General features: G+C 38.2%; 7 protein-coding genes. 2 read left to right on the forward strand and 5 right to left on the reverse strand.

From position 1 onward, the window contains the following. Positions 1–304: 304 nt before the first annotated feature. Positions 305–526 (reverse strand): hypothetical protein, encoded by a 222-nt coding sequence (locus K350_RS0110900; RefSeq protein ID WP_028979946.1) that lies wholly within the window; start codon positions 524–526, stop codon positions 305–307. A 210-nt stretch (positions 527–736) separates the two neighbouring features. Then, a complete protein-coding gene (locus K350_RS0110905; RefSeq protein ID WP_028979947.1) occupies positions 737–3,166 on the reverse strand; it encodes an Ig-like domain-containing protein in 2,430 nt (809 codons plus the stop codon). A 496-nt stretch (positions 3,167–3,662) separates the two neighbouring features. Here K350_RS0110905 and K350_RS28300 point away from each other — a divergent pair, with 496 nt between their 5' ends. Together K350_RS28300 and K350_RS0110915 are read left to right on the forward strand one after the other, a co-directional pair. Next, entirely contained in the window at positions 3,663–8,552 is a 4,890-nt protein-coding gene (locus K350_RS28300; RefSeq protein WP_156026998.1) for a T9SS type A sorting domain-containing protein, read from the forward strand. 179 nt (positions 8,553–8,731) lie between these two features. Next, positions 8,732–9,277 carry a DinB family protein gene (locus K350_RS0110915; RefSeq protein WP_028979948.1) on the forward strand — a complete coding sequence of 182 codons (546 nt, stop codon included), beginning with the start codon at positions 8,732–8,734 and terminating at the stop codon, positions 9,275–9,277. Positions 9,278–9,366: 89 nt separating this feature from the next. Here the strand turns inward: K350_RS0110915 and K350_RS28305 are convergent, their stop codons facing one another. The 3 genes from K350_RS28305 to K350_RS0110930 all read right to left on the reverse strand — a co-directional run bounded on the left by K350_RS28305 (position 9,367) and on the right by K350_RS0110930 (position 14,991). Beyond that, positions 9,367–10,857 carry a sulfatase gene (locus K350_RS28305; RefSeq protein WP_051313044.1) on the reverse strand — a complete coding sequence of 497 codons (1,491 nt, stop codon included), beginning with the start codon at positions 10,855–10,857 and terminating at the stop codon, positions 9,367–9,369. 74 nt (positions 10,858–10,931) lie between these two features. Further along, a complete protein-coding gene (locus K350_RS0110925) occupies positions 10,932–13,256 on the reverse strand; it encodes an arylsulfatase (RefSeq protein ID WP_028979949.1) in 2,325 nt (774 codons plus the stop codon). A 670-nt stretch (positions 13,257–13,926) separates the two neighbouring features. Beyond that, positions 13,927–14,991: a hypothetical protein gene (locus K350_RS0110930; protein ID WP_028979950.1), complete on the reverse strand. Its 1,065-nt coding sequence runs from the start codon at positions 14,989–14,991 to the stop codon at positions 13,927–13,929.

The following is a 14,991-nucleotide window of genomic DNA, read 5'->3' on the forward strand; positions in this document are numbered from 1 at the left end:
ATTTCTTCGCTGAACGGTTCCCTTCTCCTTCAGGAGAAGGGTTAGGGATGAGGTTTATTGGCTTTGATACGAGAACTAAATAACTAATCCTTTATTTCTTTAATAGCATACTCCTACTCCACAAGTGAAGCAAGGTATATCAATTAGGATAAAAACAAGGAGACTTCAATAGTAGCAATCAAAAGCTTCATCATCCGGCACAAAGTTTCTTAAGTATTTTGAGTTTTTGATAACCTGAGTATTGGCGGACCGCTGAAAGATAAGTCCATTACATTCGTGCACTTTTGTAATCGGACTTATCATCTCAGGTTTTATTAATCATATTCATTTTAACGATGCTTGAAATAACAGCATTACCAGATATTTGGTCATCCCTCTTTCCTGCCTGTGGTGAACCGGGCTGAAGCTTTCCATAACCTTTTAACCAAAATATTGTCTTTAATCTTTCTTTTACAGAAGAGTGATTAAAGCAAATAAATGCTGGTGATATATAATACAAACCTTCTGAATCATTGATGGAATGCATTTATAACATAGCTAATTTTTTATTATTCTCCACATATAAAAATAGCCCCGATATTGATCGGGGCTAATATTGAAAACTTCTTGATTTTAAATTTGTCTGCCGTTCACAAACCTTTGATTGCTGCCAGGCCTTCGAGACCTTGTTAATTCTATTGGACTAAAAAAATTTACTACCAGTCTGGTATAAACAGACTGGCAGTAATTTATCAGGTTAATTATTTTTGATTAGTTTTTCTGTAACAACCTGGTTATTGAGCATCATTTTTACAATATATGTTCCCGCAGGTATTCCATCTGTTTTGAAAGAAACTGTTTCTTGTCCTGAACCAACATATTGTTGAATATCCTTTAGCAGTGTTCCTTCAATAGAATAGAGTTGCACGTGTAAATTTCCAGCTTCATTAGCAGTAATATCTACATTAAGGTAAGAGTTAAATGGATTGGGAAATGCAATAGTTTTATATGTTATTGAGTTTCCTTCTGCTAAGTTTACCTTTGCTTCTCTTGCTGCACAATTTTCATTAGATTCTGATAATTTCACAAGCCAAGGACCTGGACCAGTCGACACATCTCCATCATTAGAACCGGTATATGCCCCCAGAAGGTAACTTCCATCATTGTTATTAAATATTACATTTATACCTTCATAGCTGCTTCCACCAAGAGTGGTATTCCAAATTATATTACCAGCTTCATCAATATTATATATCCATATATCATAATCTCCTTTATTGTTATTTGGAATGTCCCCATCGGAAGATCTTGTATGTCCTCCAGCTATATAACCTCCTCCATAAGCAGGTATGACAGTAACGGGATAGTCAAAATTACTCCCTCCATAGATTTTATTCCACAATACATTTCCAAAAGCATCTGTTTTTATAATCCAATGGTCTCCATCTTGATATTGGATTGCATAAAGGAGAAATCCACCTTCTGGTGTCAGGACAAGGCTTTGAATCTGGTCCATGTAAGATATATTATATTTTTTCTCCCAAAGTAAATCCCCAGAATTATCTACTCTTACAAGCCATGCACGCTGAGAAGTATCACCATAGACATAACCACCTAAAGCATAACCACCCTCTGGAACAGCAATTGCGGAAATCAAAATTTCTTCATATGCTCCACCGTAGGTTCTGGACCAAAGCGTATTTCCGTTGTTATCCAATTTCAAAATCCAGAAATCAAATTTCATTCCCTGAGTATTGGATGTATATCCGGCCAGAAGTAAAGTACCATCGCTATTTTCTATGACGGATGAAACACCATTTTGATTACCATCCGCAGGTATATCAAGAGACCAGGATATACTTCCTGTTGAATCTATTTTATATACAAGAAGATTCAGTGTAATATTATCAGATCCGGCAAAAATATAGCCATTATCTTTAGTATTCTGGGTTACACTGTTTATAATAAGGCCATTTTTAAGTAAAGTTTGACTTGTAGCTGTAGCGTTTCCGGATGCGTCTGTTTTTGTTTTTCCCAAATAGGAGTTTCCTGAAGCATAAGAAAATCCTGCAAGTACATATGTACTATCCTGAGAACGTACAATATTATTGATGCTATGAGAAGCTGTTCTGTCCCATACTTTGGATATTTGTTTTCCAATATTCACTTGTACCGGAACCCTTTCGGAAGTACAATTTTTCAATGAAGCTTCCACATAATAGGTTTTAGAAGCATAGAGAGGAGGAGTTGAAAATGACGAGCCGGTTGCGATTACATTTCCTCCTGTAGCCTGATCAAACCAATTAAGGATAGAAGGTTGATAAACAGAAGCAATAAGCGTTGTAGATTGTCCACTACAAATCAAACTATTACTTACCGTCGGATTTTCAGGTGAAGGCTTTATTTTAATAATAACAGGAGTCCTTTTAGCAGTTGTGCAACCATTCTGTATAGCTTCAACATAGTAGGTGGTTTCTGAAGTGATAGCAGGAGTTGTAAAGTCAGCTCCCGTATAGACAGACACACCTCCATTCTGTTGAGAATACCATCTAAAGATTGCCCCAGAAGGTTTGGTAGCATGTAATACTGCAGTCTGACCTTTGCAGACAGTCACTTGTTCTTTTTGAACTACAGGTGGAGCAAGAAGTACTGTTGCGTAATGCAGGTTAACTGTTCTGACCTTATTAGTATTCTCTGCTTTAAGGTAAATTTCAACACCATTAAAATTTTCATCAGGATTAAAAATAACGATGACATCCTGTAGAGAAGACCACAACAGCTTCACATCATTGTCATTGAAATTAACCCTCTCCGTGTTGATATTATTGCCCAGCACTGTAGAGATAAATATATTTGAAATTAATTTACGATCGTAAACCGGTTCTGAAAATGACAATTTGATTTTTATCTGATCATTCTTACTCCCTTGCGACGAGAACTTGATCCTTTGAGCAACATACCCATAATAGATTTCCGGCGCCAGCTTAATAGTCGAGAATGAGTTGGTATCATCATCCACCGCAAGCAACGGTTGTATTACTGAACAATTCTGGCAATTTGTTCCTGAGATAGTTGTCTGAGAGGTTCCACTTCCACATGGTACGTTTGAATCTGCTTTAGTTGAAACTGAGACAAATGAAATAAGGCCTGTCAATAACAATTGACTCCACCATCTTCTTTTTTTCATAGTGATTTAGGTTAAAAGATTTAAATAATGATTAATTAGTCCCTTTTTAGAAAAAATATATACTGTCTGAATTTAATATTGAGTAGATTAAAAGATTTAGAAATAAAAAACTTTTGCGACCTCAACCATTGAATATGAGCGTCATAACCTCTATTTATTCAGACCGGGAAGCATAACCAATCTGGATGAAAATTGTTTAGTTTTTTGAAAAAAAATTTCTTTTTTCTGATGCAATCCAATTGGGAGTGTTTACCCTGGCCAATGTGTGCGCCGGACAGAATCTGTGATAATGATTTGCCCTCAATCACCTCTGCCCTTAATATCAAGACCTTTCGCAAGTTTGATCAACAAACAATAATACATTTATTAATTCCCTAATTATTAAACCTTCCTCAAAAATGACGAAAATTGGCTATTGTCTTCAGTTGCATTCGGAGATACTTTTGGGGTGAAAATTTCAACACCTATCTTTTCAAGGTTTCCTAAACACTTTCTTATGAAAAAAAACAACTGCTTTTATTATTTAAAAGCATTATTTTCTTTTTCCCTACTTCTATGGAGTGTAGCTGCATTTGCCCAGCCTAAAACCATAAATCTGTTGGGGACTACCCCTACTTCTGTAAACCCTAATCAAGAATATACTTTTTTAGTCGATGAAACAGGAATGAATATCTGTTATGGTACAGGCTCCTGGACTGTTGATGCTATTTCAGATCCACAGGCTTATGGAGTAGTAACCTCAATGAATAATGACAGACGAGCCAAGGTTATTTTTTACAATACTACCAACAGCCCCAAAACAGTAAGATTAAAATATACAGGACAAGCTTACAATGGATATGGGCAGTGTGGAATCCAGCTATCGGGTAGCTGGACTATCACTATTGAAACATGTGCGTCAGAAATCAATCCGACTTCGGGTCTTCTGTGTCCTAATGGTGTACTGAGTGCGAATTATACAGGAACCGGCTATACTTATGAATGGCAGGATACACAAGGTACTCCGATAACTGGTGCAACCTCCAGTACTTTCCGTCCCGCGACACCTGGCTACTATCGTCTTAAAACAACGAATAGCCTAGGTTGCTCTTCCAATAATGTTATACAGGCTGCATTTCAGGATGCAACGATATCTTCTGTTACGCCGCAGGGCAATACCAGTATTTGTGAAGGAAAAAGTGTAGTCTTGAATGCTAATACCGGGGCAGGCTTGAGTTATCAATGGTTTAATTCAAGCGGAGCTATTGCAAATGAAACTAGGTCTTCATATACAGCAACAGCATCCGGAGACTACTATGTTCAAGTTAAAAAAAATGATGCGTGCCCAGCAAACTCAGCGTCGGTCCGCGTTGTTACCAATCCTGCACCAACTGCTTCTGTTCTCTCTCCTGCAAATATTTCATTTTGTAATGGACAAACCAGTATACTTACTAGTTCTCTCCAAAATTCCACCTTTCAATATAAATGGTTAAAAAATGGTTCACCTGTTTCTACTGCCATTAATCAAACAACTTATACAATATCTGAAAGTGGAATTTACTCTGTAGAGATTAGCAGTACGAAGGGCTGCGGGGCAATTATTTCATCTACTTCAACTGCAACTGTTTCAAATGAAGCTCCGCTTGCAGTAATTACACCTCCAGAGACGACAACAATTTGTGATGGCACATCACTAACGCTAACAGCTAACACTGGGCCTGGCTATACATACCAATGGTACAGAGATGATCACATAAGTTACAAGCTATTTGATGATAAAGGGCCCACTACTACAATAACAAAAGGAGGGAAGTATTATGTTCATGTTAAAAATGCTGCTGGCTGTGTTACCCGTTCGGAGTTCGTAGGTATTAGGATGAATCTAAATCTTACTGCAAGCGCCGGCTACGCTATTAATTGTTATGATCCAATAATCAGTTCGCATCTCTATATGGAAAGAGAACAATATGGTGATCTTAGTTTTCAATGGTATAAAAATGGGGCATTAATACCCGGAGCTACTAATATTAGTTATACCCCCAGTAGAGATTACGATACCATCTACTATACCGTCACGAATAATTCTGGATGCGGTGTACCTTCCGCAACTTCATATAAATTAATAGGGATAAAAGCAGAGCCGGAAAATCCCAAAATTGTTAAATCTTTAAACAATGATTATAACTATTACTTTTGCAAAGGAGACAGCGTGCAATTAACTATAGTAAATACACCACCTCCAGGTATCGATGTGCAATGGTTTGAAAATTTAAATAGTAGTCCAATAGCACATGGTCTTACCTATACGACTAAAAAAGCTGGAACTTATTACGTCCAATTTGTTAATTTTAGCTGCAAAAGTTTTTTTATGTATGGCTCAGCGCCAGATGCTCAAGCAAATGTTTTTGAATATGACCTACCAACCGCAACAATTACCAATACAACTCCTCTTACTTTTTGCAAAGGAGGAAGCGTAACTCTTACAGCAAACGCAGGTAATGGTTTTACTTATCAATGGAAAAAAGATGAAGTTAATATTCCTGGAGCAACAGCGAGAACTTATGTAGCAACAGAAAGCGGAACCTACAAAGAAATTGTAAGCAGTAACGGACATTGCAATCCCCCAGCTACCTCCTCACCTATTGCTGTACAAGCAAATGGTCCAGCCGCTGTCATATCAATCCCATCCGGAGCAAGCACTACTTTTTGTGCAGGAGGAAGTATCACACTCCAAGCTAATACAGGAACTGGTCTAACTTACCAATGGTACAAAAACGGTGCAGCTATTACCTCAGCTACTTCATCTTCGTATACTGCAATAACCTCAGGAATTTATTCTGTCAAGGTCACTCAAAATGGTTGTTCAGCTATGGCACTTGCTGTTAAGGTTACTGTAAATGCAAACAGTCCTTCTGTATTAACTGCAAACACGCCTACCAGCAATACTGCGATCTGTGATGGCAATTCATTAAAACTTACTTCCTCTGCAATCGGAGATGGTTTTATTTATCAATGGAACAATTCAGACGGTCCTATTCTAGGAGCAAATGAATCTGAATATTCTGTTACAAAAAATGGAAGCTACTCAGTTACGGTAAGCACAACCAACTGCGGTATTACAAAAACTTCAGCAGCAGTACCGATTACTGTATATGCCAAACCGAACAGCACTATACAGGTTACCGCCACAGATGCTGATCCGACAATCAGAGCAGCCAACACCATTGCCTACAATACAGCGGTTGCTCAGGATAAAACGATTGAACTATGTAAGGGTTCTGTCATACTAAATGTACCTGCAGTTACCGGAAACACATATAGCTGGAGTATAAACGGATTTATTCAATCTGGCTCAACCTCAACTTTCAATGTAACTGGGTCAGGCACTTACAATATTGAAGTAACCGATACACATGGTTGTGTATCGAAATCATTTATCAATAGTAAACCTGTAAAGATTACAATTAATGATGCTACTATAGGCGCACGAAACCTTGCATACTGTGTAGGTTCACAAACAGGAGCAGTATTGTCTGTTCCAAGCAATGTAATATCTGGCACTACATTTCAATGGTACCAGAATGAAATACCACTGGATGGAAAAGTAGGAAGAAGTATTTCTGTTCAAGATCCCGCGAGTTATACCGTGACGTTTTCAAATTCTTGCGGAACGTTTACATCACAACCTATGATCGTAAAAAAAGCAATATCATATCCAGGTCAATTTGTAGTATCGTGTCAACAAACATTCAAACCCGGTCAAACTGCATTGATTTATTATACGGCATGTGGTGTGACAATAACGAATCCAAATCAATGGATTGTCGAATTATCAGACCCTAATGGAAGTTTTGCATGTAACGCTACTACAATAGCAACTGTTACATCTGCACAGGATGCTGGCCAACTTACAAGTAGTATTATAGTGACTATTCCAACCAATGTATTACCTGGCAATAATTACCGGATACGTGTGCGTAGTACAGTTACACCAACAATATGGGCAGAAAATGGATTTGACATTTCCATACTGGACGATAAAGGAAATCAAGTACCGGAGTCCCCTTATTACAATGACTTTCTTGTTCAATGGACAAATCACGGATCAAATATGTGGGGGCCTCGCTCAATGACCGGCCCGGAACTTTATTATGCAGGTGATTTTGACGCAGATGGAGTGGAAGAATTATTGATCGGATCTCCTTTAACTGAATCTGCTTCACTTATTATGCTAAAATACGATCCGGTTCGAAAGGATTGGACAACTATCTGGTCAAATACTAGCACAACAGGCATTATTAATTTAAGAGATCAACTGGTAGTAGGTAATTTTGACGGACTTATCGGAGATGAAATTGTAGGCTATAAGAGTGGCTATGCAACTACCTTATTTAAATTCAACACTGCTACCAAATTATTTGAATCTAAATGGAGCGACAATCCAAGCCATCCGATGCGTCCTTATATCAGTAAGATGTATGCTATTAATTTGAATGGTGATACCAAAGATGAAATTCTCGGGTGTGATTTTGGCAATGGAGGATGGACTACAACCTTCGAATGGACCGGATCTAATTTTGAGTGGCGCTGGTCTGATTATGGAGTTGTATCATCAAATCCATTCAAAGACTACAGAGACAACTTAAGGATTGCAGACTTTGACGGAGATGGCGTTACAGAAATTATGATTTTTGGTTCATCTGCAATTATGTATCAACCTAATTACATTCCTTCTACTGGTAAATATACCTGGCAACAAAAATGGAGCAGTGGTACAACCAATAGAATCGGAAACTGGACTTACCCACTGGTCTCCACAGACAAAATCAGAATTTGCAATCTGGACGGAGATGCTAAACAGGAAATTTTATTCTATTCCATTAGTAGCTCCAAAATAATGACTATGGATTACGATAATGCATTACAAAACTGGACGACACATTATCAGGTAAATTCATATATAGGCAACTGGCCTACCAATCCTAATACTGGAACAGATTCTAAATACTTACTTGTAAAAGCACAAACACCAGGCATAGACAACTTAATAGCTCTTAGGAAAAATTGTGGAAAATTTGATGTAGCTATGTACAAACCAACAACCAGTACATTCAATTTTCGCACAGCATCTTCTGCAGATCCTATGAATGAGTCAATTTCTAAAATACAGGAACTAATGGTTTATCCTAACCCTACTGCCAATTCATTTAGCATAAATTTGAAAAATGGAAATTTAAAAACTGTATATATTTATAACTCCATTGGAGATCTGGTATATACAGAGAACAACATACCAGATGGAAATCCTGGCATCCATATCAGTACGTTGGAAAACGGAATATATTTAGTGAAAGTGATTTCACAGGATAATAATGAATACAATTCTAAAGTTGTAATTACTAAATGATACAACTCAATTCTTCCATAAAAAAACTCTGCTGAAACACGGCAGAGTTTTTTTTATACTTTAACTTTCTCTGATTCAACACAAATCTCAACTGCTTTATTTTTTTAATTTGACAATCTTGCAGAAATATATAAATTGAATGTACTGATTTCAACCTCAATTAAAACAGAACTCCCAAAATGATAAACGAAGCCCAACTAACCAAACTTAAATTCCCCATCGGTCCTTTTGTAGCCCCAGAGACCTTAAGCAATGCAGAATTTGAAGCATTAGTAAAAGCAATTGAAGAGGCGCCTGCTAAATACCGTGAATTATCCAAACGTCTATCTCCTTCTGATCTGACAAAAACTTACCGTGATGGTTCCATGACTGTACAACAATTATACAATCACGTGGCCGACATGCAACTCCTGCATTTTTTCAGAATGAAAAAAGTTCTTACTGAAAATGACTACAAGGAAATTACATTGGTGAATATTGATGCATGGGCCAATACATATGATGGAGTTCAGTCATCTATTGATGATTCACTGATGATGTTCGAAGGTATAGCGAAAAGATATGCGGGGTTGATAAGATCTTTAACTCCTGAGCAACTTGAGTTATCCTATTATCATCCTGTCCGCAAGATCACGCTCAATCAGAAACAAGCTATAGCTATGTCTGCATGGCACGTAAAGCATCATTATGCACATCTTCTGATAGCTACAGGATTGGAAGGATAATTAAACCTACTAAAAAATGTTACAATAAAAAGCCCTTAAATAAGGGCTTTTTATTGTAATAGGCTATCCTCCTGAAATTGCTTACAGCTTTATTTCTCAGAATTAAATGCTTGCGAAGTATGTCCAAGTATCTTTCTGTCTTTCTTATCGTTTTCAATCCTCTGATTGATTTGTGCTGTCAATGAAGCTACAACTGCTTTTAATGCAGGATTGCCAGCCACATTTTTGTTCTCATCAGGATCAGAAGTATGGTCATAGAGTTCCAGAACGGTCTCGTTTCCTTTTTTCCACTGCACTAAACGATATCTTCCATCTGTCACGGAATAACCATAATAACCACCTTTGAGATATTGACTAAAGGCATAGGTGTTCAGTTTCTTCTTAGGATTAGTTAGCAATGGTTTGAACGATTGACCATGACCCTGAGCTGGTTTGGGCAATCCTACAATATCTGAAAGCGTTGGATACAGATCAACGAATTGAACAATAGAAGCACTCTTCTGACCTTTAGCCTTCGTTTCCGGTGTTTTCACGATGAGTGTCACACGAGCAGAGGTTTCATAATTGGTGTGTTTGTTGCTCCACATACCATGCTGACCTAGTTGGTAACCATGGTCACCAAAAATAACAATGACAGTATTTTCATATACACCATTTTTCTTAAGCCCATCTATAAGCAAACCTATCTGTGCGTCCACATAGCTGGTTGCCGCCAGATACCCATGGATCAATTCACGTTTAAAATCATCTGTCAAAGGTTTTGGAACATTATGATATCCGTTCAATTCGTCAAGACTTTGGAGTGCCCAGGCAGGTGCACCTTCCGGAGCATACTGGTTGTCGGGCAATTTGATCTGACTGCGATCATACAAATCCCAATACTTTTTAGGACTGATATAAGGAATATGCGGATTCGAAAAACCCACTGCCAGGAAGAATGTAGAATCCTTGATCTTTGCCAAAGCTTTCAGCGCGTTTTCTGTATTACCACCGTCGAGAAAATAGTTATCTGCGGCATCATAGGATTCAACAGGAGGTCCAAACACCCTGTTTTCTCTTAGTGTCAAATCTAAACCTTGCTTGATCTTTTCTTGTCTTTTGGTTTCAATGATTGCTTGACCTTCTGGTGCATAACGAGGATTCTTACCTTGATCATGAGGAACAGACCAGCTTCTTGGATCGTCTAAGCCGCCATGAAAGATCTTGCCAAAGCCTTGGGTGAAATAGCCATTGTTTTTAAAATGCTGTGGAAGCGTCACTATATTCGGTAAGCTGTCTCTAAAGTGCGGACCAATGGTAATAATGCCCGTCACATCAGGATTCAGTCCTGTGAGCAAGGAAGTACGAGATGGACTGCACAATGCCTGTTGGCAATAAGCCTTTTCAAACACTACTCCTTCCGAGGCTACTTTGTCAATGTTAGGTGATTTGACATTAGAGAAACCATAGCACCCTAATTGAGGACGAAGGTTATCAATGGCAATAAAGAGAACATTGTACTTTTTCTTCTGGCTATAGGCCGAATGACAAAGTGCAACCATCAACAGCAGTATAGCATTTTGTATAAATCTGAATTTCATGGAGAATATTTTAAGTAGAGTAATAACAACGGGCTACTCTAAGAGTAGCCCGTTCAAAAAGACATTTGGAAATATTACTTTTGATTATTTTCTGAAGTAATCGCAGGATTTAAATTAAGAACAACGTTTTTCAATTTGCCAGTAAAGGCATAAGGCGATGCATAGGTTTCAGATACAGGCGTAATGATATCCTTGCCAATACTGATCCCTTCATAGTAGGTTCCTTTGGCTTGCCTAGTTACCTTACCCTCTCCTACTTTGGTTCCGTTTACATACAAACTTCCGGTACCAGTAGGATTTTGGGCCGTGCCATCCAGTTGAAAGTCGTATCTCAGTTCTGCTTTTCCTGTAGGAAGTATTGCCTTACCGGAATTGATTACAATTTTTTCAAAGCCATAGTTATAAACCACCTGCAATTGTTTGTTTTGGATAAAAAAACTAAACCCTGTTGCACGTCCTCCTAAAGCAAACAAGGCTCCTTCTGCACCTTTTGCTGGTATATCCACATTTGCTACAAGAGAAAAAGATTTATTGGTAAAGTTTGGTACTTCGGTAATCTGAGCGATGCCAGGATAAAAGATCAATTTATCTTTCCCATCAAAAGCAGATGGCGCATTTAAAGGATTATTTTCGGTACCATCCCGAAGAGGATAGATGTTGTATTTATAGGCTTCATTATCGAAGAGTTCTTTTAGCTCTTGCAGCTTCTCAGGATTTTTGGCTGCCAGATCGATGCGTTCGTTGTAGTCCTCCTGAAGATTGTAAAGTTCCCATCTGTCTTTGTCGAAGGATTGACCTTTGGGATGATAGGCACTGGCTTTCCAACCATCCTTGTAAATGGAACGTGAGCCTGAGATTTCATAGTATTGCACTGTATGGCGAGAAGGGGCAGAAGCATTGGTTATCGAATAAGCCAAACTCGTTCCTTCAAATGGCTCTTGAGGATATCCATTGATCACAGTAGGAACCTTCGCATTAACCAATTCAATGGTTGTTGGAGTCAGGTCATTGATGTGGCTGTATTGATTACGCACACCTCTCTCCTTGATACCCTTTGGCCAGAATATAATAAGTGGATTGTGCGTACCACCTTCAGAGTTGGCATCAGCCTTAAAATAACGGAAAGGAGTATTGGTTGCCTGTGCCCATCCAAGAGGATAGTCCACATTAGAAAATTCAGTACCGATCAAATCTATGTCTTTTAGGTTTTGCTGCAGACGTTGAGCTTCGGTGGCTTTTGGATCCACTTCTCTGATTCTGCCTCCTGCCTTGCTGGCTCCATTATCGCCAATGGATACATAGATAAGTGTATTATCCAGCTGGTTGATCTCCTTTAAGTAATTGATAAAACGGCCAATCTCATAATCAGTGTGAGCAAGAAAGCCTGCATAGATTTCAAAATGGCGGATGGCCAATTTCTTTTCCTCTGCAGGAAGGTCATCCCATCTCTTCACATTTGGATCGGAAGGTGGCAATGGAAGGTTCTGAGGCACCACGCCTAGCTTTTTCTGGAGTGCCAAAGCTTCATCGCGGTAAGCGTCCCAGCCTTTGTCGAACTTGCCCTTGAACTTATCACGCCATACCTTGTCGATCTGATGAGGTGAATGGGTGGCACCAGGTGCATAATACAAAAAGAAAGGTTTATTGGGATCAATAGATTTTTGATTGTTGATGTATTCGATTGCCTTGTCAGTAATAAGTGTGGTGACGTGTGTTTTATTGTCATCAGCAAGTTCGATCTTTTTAGTATCATCCCATAACTGAGGATGGTATTGATCAGTAGCACCTGCTAAGAAGCCATAATAATGATCAAATCCTCTACCTGTAGGATAACGGTTAAAAGGTCCTATTTGTGTCAAATCGCTGGTTGGTGTAAGATGCCACTTTCCAACTGCATAGGTATTATAACCGTTTTCGCGCAGCACCTCAGCAATTGTCCCTTTTTCAAAAGGAATATAACGGTCATAGCCAGGGGTACCGGCAGGCTGGTTGCTTCCTATGTGGGCAGAATGAGAATTACGCCCTGTCAATAATGCAGTTCTGGTAGGTGAGCAAACACCAGTGGTGTGGAAATTGGTATAACGAAGTCCATTGTTGGCCAGGCTATCTAAAACGGGGGTCGGAATAAGTCCACCAAAAGCAGAGGAAGCAGCATATCCGATGTCATCGATAAGGATATAAACAACATTAGGCGCCCCGCTGGACTGCAAAGGCTTTCTCCTATCTGTATAGGATTGCTGTGTTTCACCAAGCGTCTTCCCTATTTTCCCTTGATATGGCTGCAATGGATCAGACTGCCCGTAGGCAAATTGTGTCAATGCAACAGGCACCAGAAGGCCTGCTGCCAATAGTCGGAGAAGCTTCCGACTTGTTCTGTTTTTTGTTTTCGTATTTTTCATATATGTTGGTTGTCTGGTAAATCTCATTCAGATCTGTCTATCGTAAATACCATGTCACATTATTGAACAACAGACACTTCATAGCAGATAAGATTATTGTTTGTTCTTAAATTTTGAAAGCTTGTTGTATACCTTACCACCAAAGAGCAAGGTCTATGAATTCAGCAACAACAGCAGTTGTCACAAGGGCAAGCAACCGAATAAAAAGAAAAGTTGTGTTGATCTCTTAATTCCATAAACAAGAAGCGTTGATTATTATAAAGGTTGTCATCACTTCATATAGTGAGGAGTCAGGTGGGTCCGGAACAAAATTAAGGATTAAATAAAATAATAAAATTTATTCTGAGAACGATACCCAAAAATAACTTTGTCAAATTTTATTAGGCAAAAGAAAATAAGATACTGAGGGCATTATTATTATCAACCTGAGTTTGATCAATGAAAATAAAAAAAGTATCTAAACTAGTTTAAAGAATATGATAACTACTAAAATAAGTAAACTTAGTAAATCTTTAGTTTTGTTTATCCTGAACTTGTGGAGTATCTGAGATTTCAAAAATAATGAAACATAGGAAAAACCGGCGATTAATAAGTCAAATTTATTTGCAACTTTCAGATCCTTCGCTAGCTCAGGATGACAAAGCAAAATTTAACTTTTACATTTACGCTTTTAGCTTTCAGCTTTCATATTGCTTCTGAATGCTGATGCAATCATGGTAGCCATTATTTCAGGATTATCAGAAGAGAATATAACCTGTTTTGGTTTCATCAGATGTGCTGAATACTCTGTTGACTGATCTTCTATCTTATCGGCCATGCCGACACTCATATTCCTGATCAGGTGATAATGCTGATCGCGGAAATCATATACGATAACAGGATTGATTATTTCAGGAACAAATTCAAGACAATAGATAAATATAGGATAATCAAATAAATTGTATCCATTAAAATCCGCCACCAGATTTGCATCAAAATATCTGTAGGTAAGTACCCTCGCTTCTATATCTACAGCATTAAGATGATCCACAAGATTTGACAGTTTCTCTCTCATCTCACTTATAGATCCTGCAACAGAATCAAATGTATTAATGTGCATCCATTGCTCATTGGCAGTTTCAAGATATTCCAATGCAGATCTTCCGATATCCAATTTGTAGTCAAAGGCGGGATATCCCGGAGCAAAATAACCTGGGTAAAAGTATTGCAATCCAAGATTTTTACAGTACATCATTTTACTGTAAATGATATATCTTCCAAGACTATGCTTTTTGTATTCATGATCATAAAAGCTATTGATGCCTGCAGCGCTGTCCTTACCCATGTCAAAAAATCCGCAGGCTATGAGTTTATCATTGTCATAAATACACACCTCGCGAGTATCATAAATTCTCTTTTTATCTGTCCCGAAAAGAAGAGCTTCCAGAGACTCTGAAACTTTAAATGTAATTCCCTTTTTATATGACTGGAAAAGTGCCTCTTTCTCGGGCGTTATTGAAGCTTGTTGTATTTCCACCCTGAAGGAGGCATTCAGCTTTGAAAGCTTTTTAAAAGTCTTATCATCATTAAAATCCGAAAGGACAACTCTAAGCCAGATAGCCCTGTAAAACAGGCTATTAAAATTCAGAAAACTTGTAGTAAATATGGATTGTCCCCAACGAAACCAACCATCTGCCAAATACAGATCCAGGTCTTCAGGCATTAAAATATCTGGATAATGAGCTTTAGAAAACAT

Origin of the sequence: Sporocytophaga myxococcoides DSM 11118 (assembly GCF_000426725.1) — a bacterium.
GTDB lineage: Bacteria > Bacteroidota > Bacteroidia > Cytophagales > Cytophagaceae > Sporocytophaga > Sporocytophaga myxococcoides.

Excerpts from the sequence above, each read along its gene's own strand:
- K350_RS28305 (WP_051313044.1), bottom strand. The coding sequence starts at position 10,857 with ATGAAATTCAGATTTATACAAAATGCTATACTGCTGTTGATGGTTGCA.
- K350_RS0110900 (WP_028979946.1), bottom strand. The coding sequence starts at position 526 with ATGCATTCCATCAATGATTCAGAAGGTTTGTATTATATATCACCAGCA.
- K350_RS0110925 (WP_028979949.1), bottom strand. The coding sequence starts at position 13,256 with ATGAAAAATACGAAAACAAAAAACAGAACAAGTCGGAAGCTTCTCCGA.
- K350_RS28300 (WP_156026998.1), top strand. The coding sequence starts at position 3,663 with ATGAAAAAAAACAACTGCTTTTATTATTTAAAAGCATTATTTTCTTTT.
- K350_RS0110915 (WP_028979948.1), top strand. The coding sequence starts at position 8,732 with ATGATAAACGAAGCCCAACTAACCAAACTTAAATTCCCCATCGGTCCT.
- K350_RS0110930 (WP_028979950.1), bottom strand. The coding sequence starts at position 14,991 with ATGTTTTCTAAAGCTCATTATCCAGATATTTTAATGCCTGAAGACCTG.
- K350_RS0110905 (WP_028979947.1), bottom strand. The coding sequence starts at position 3,166 with ATGAAAAAAAGAAGATGGTGGAGTCAATTGTTATTGACAGGCCTTATT.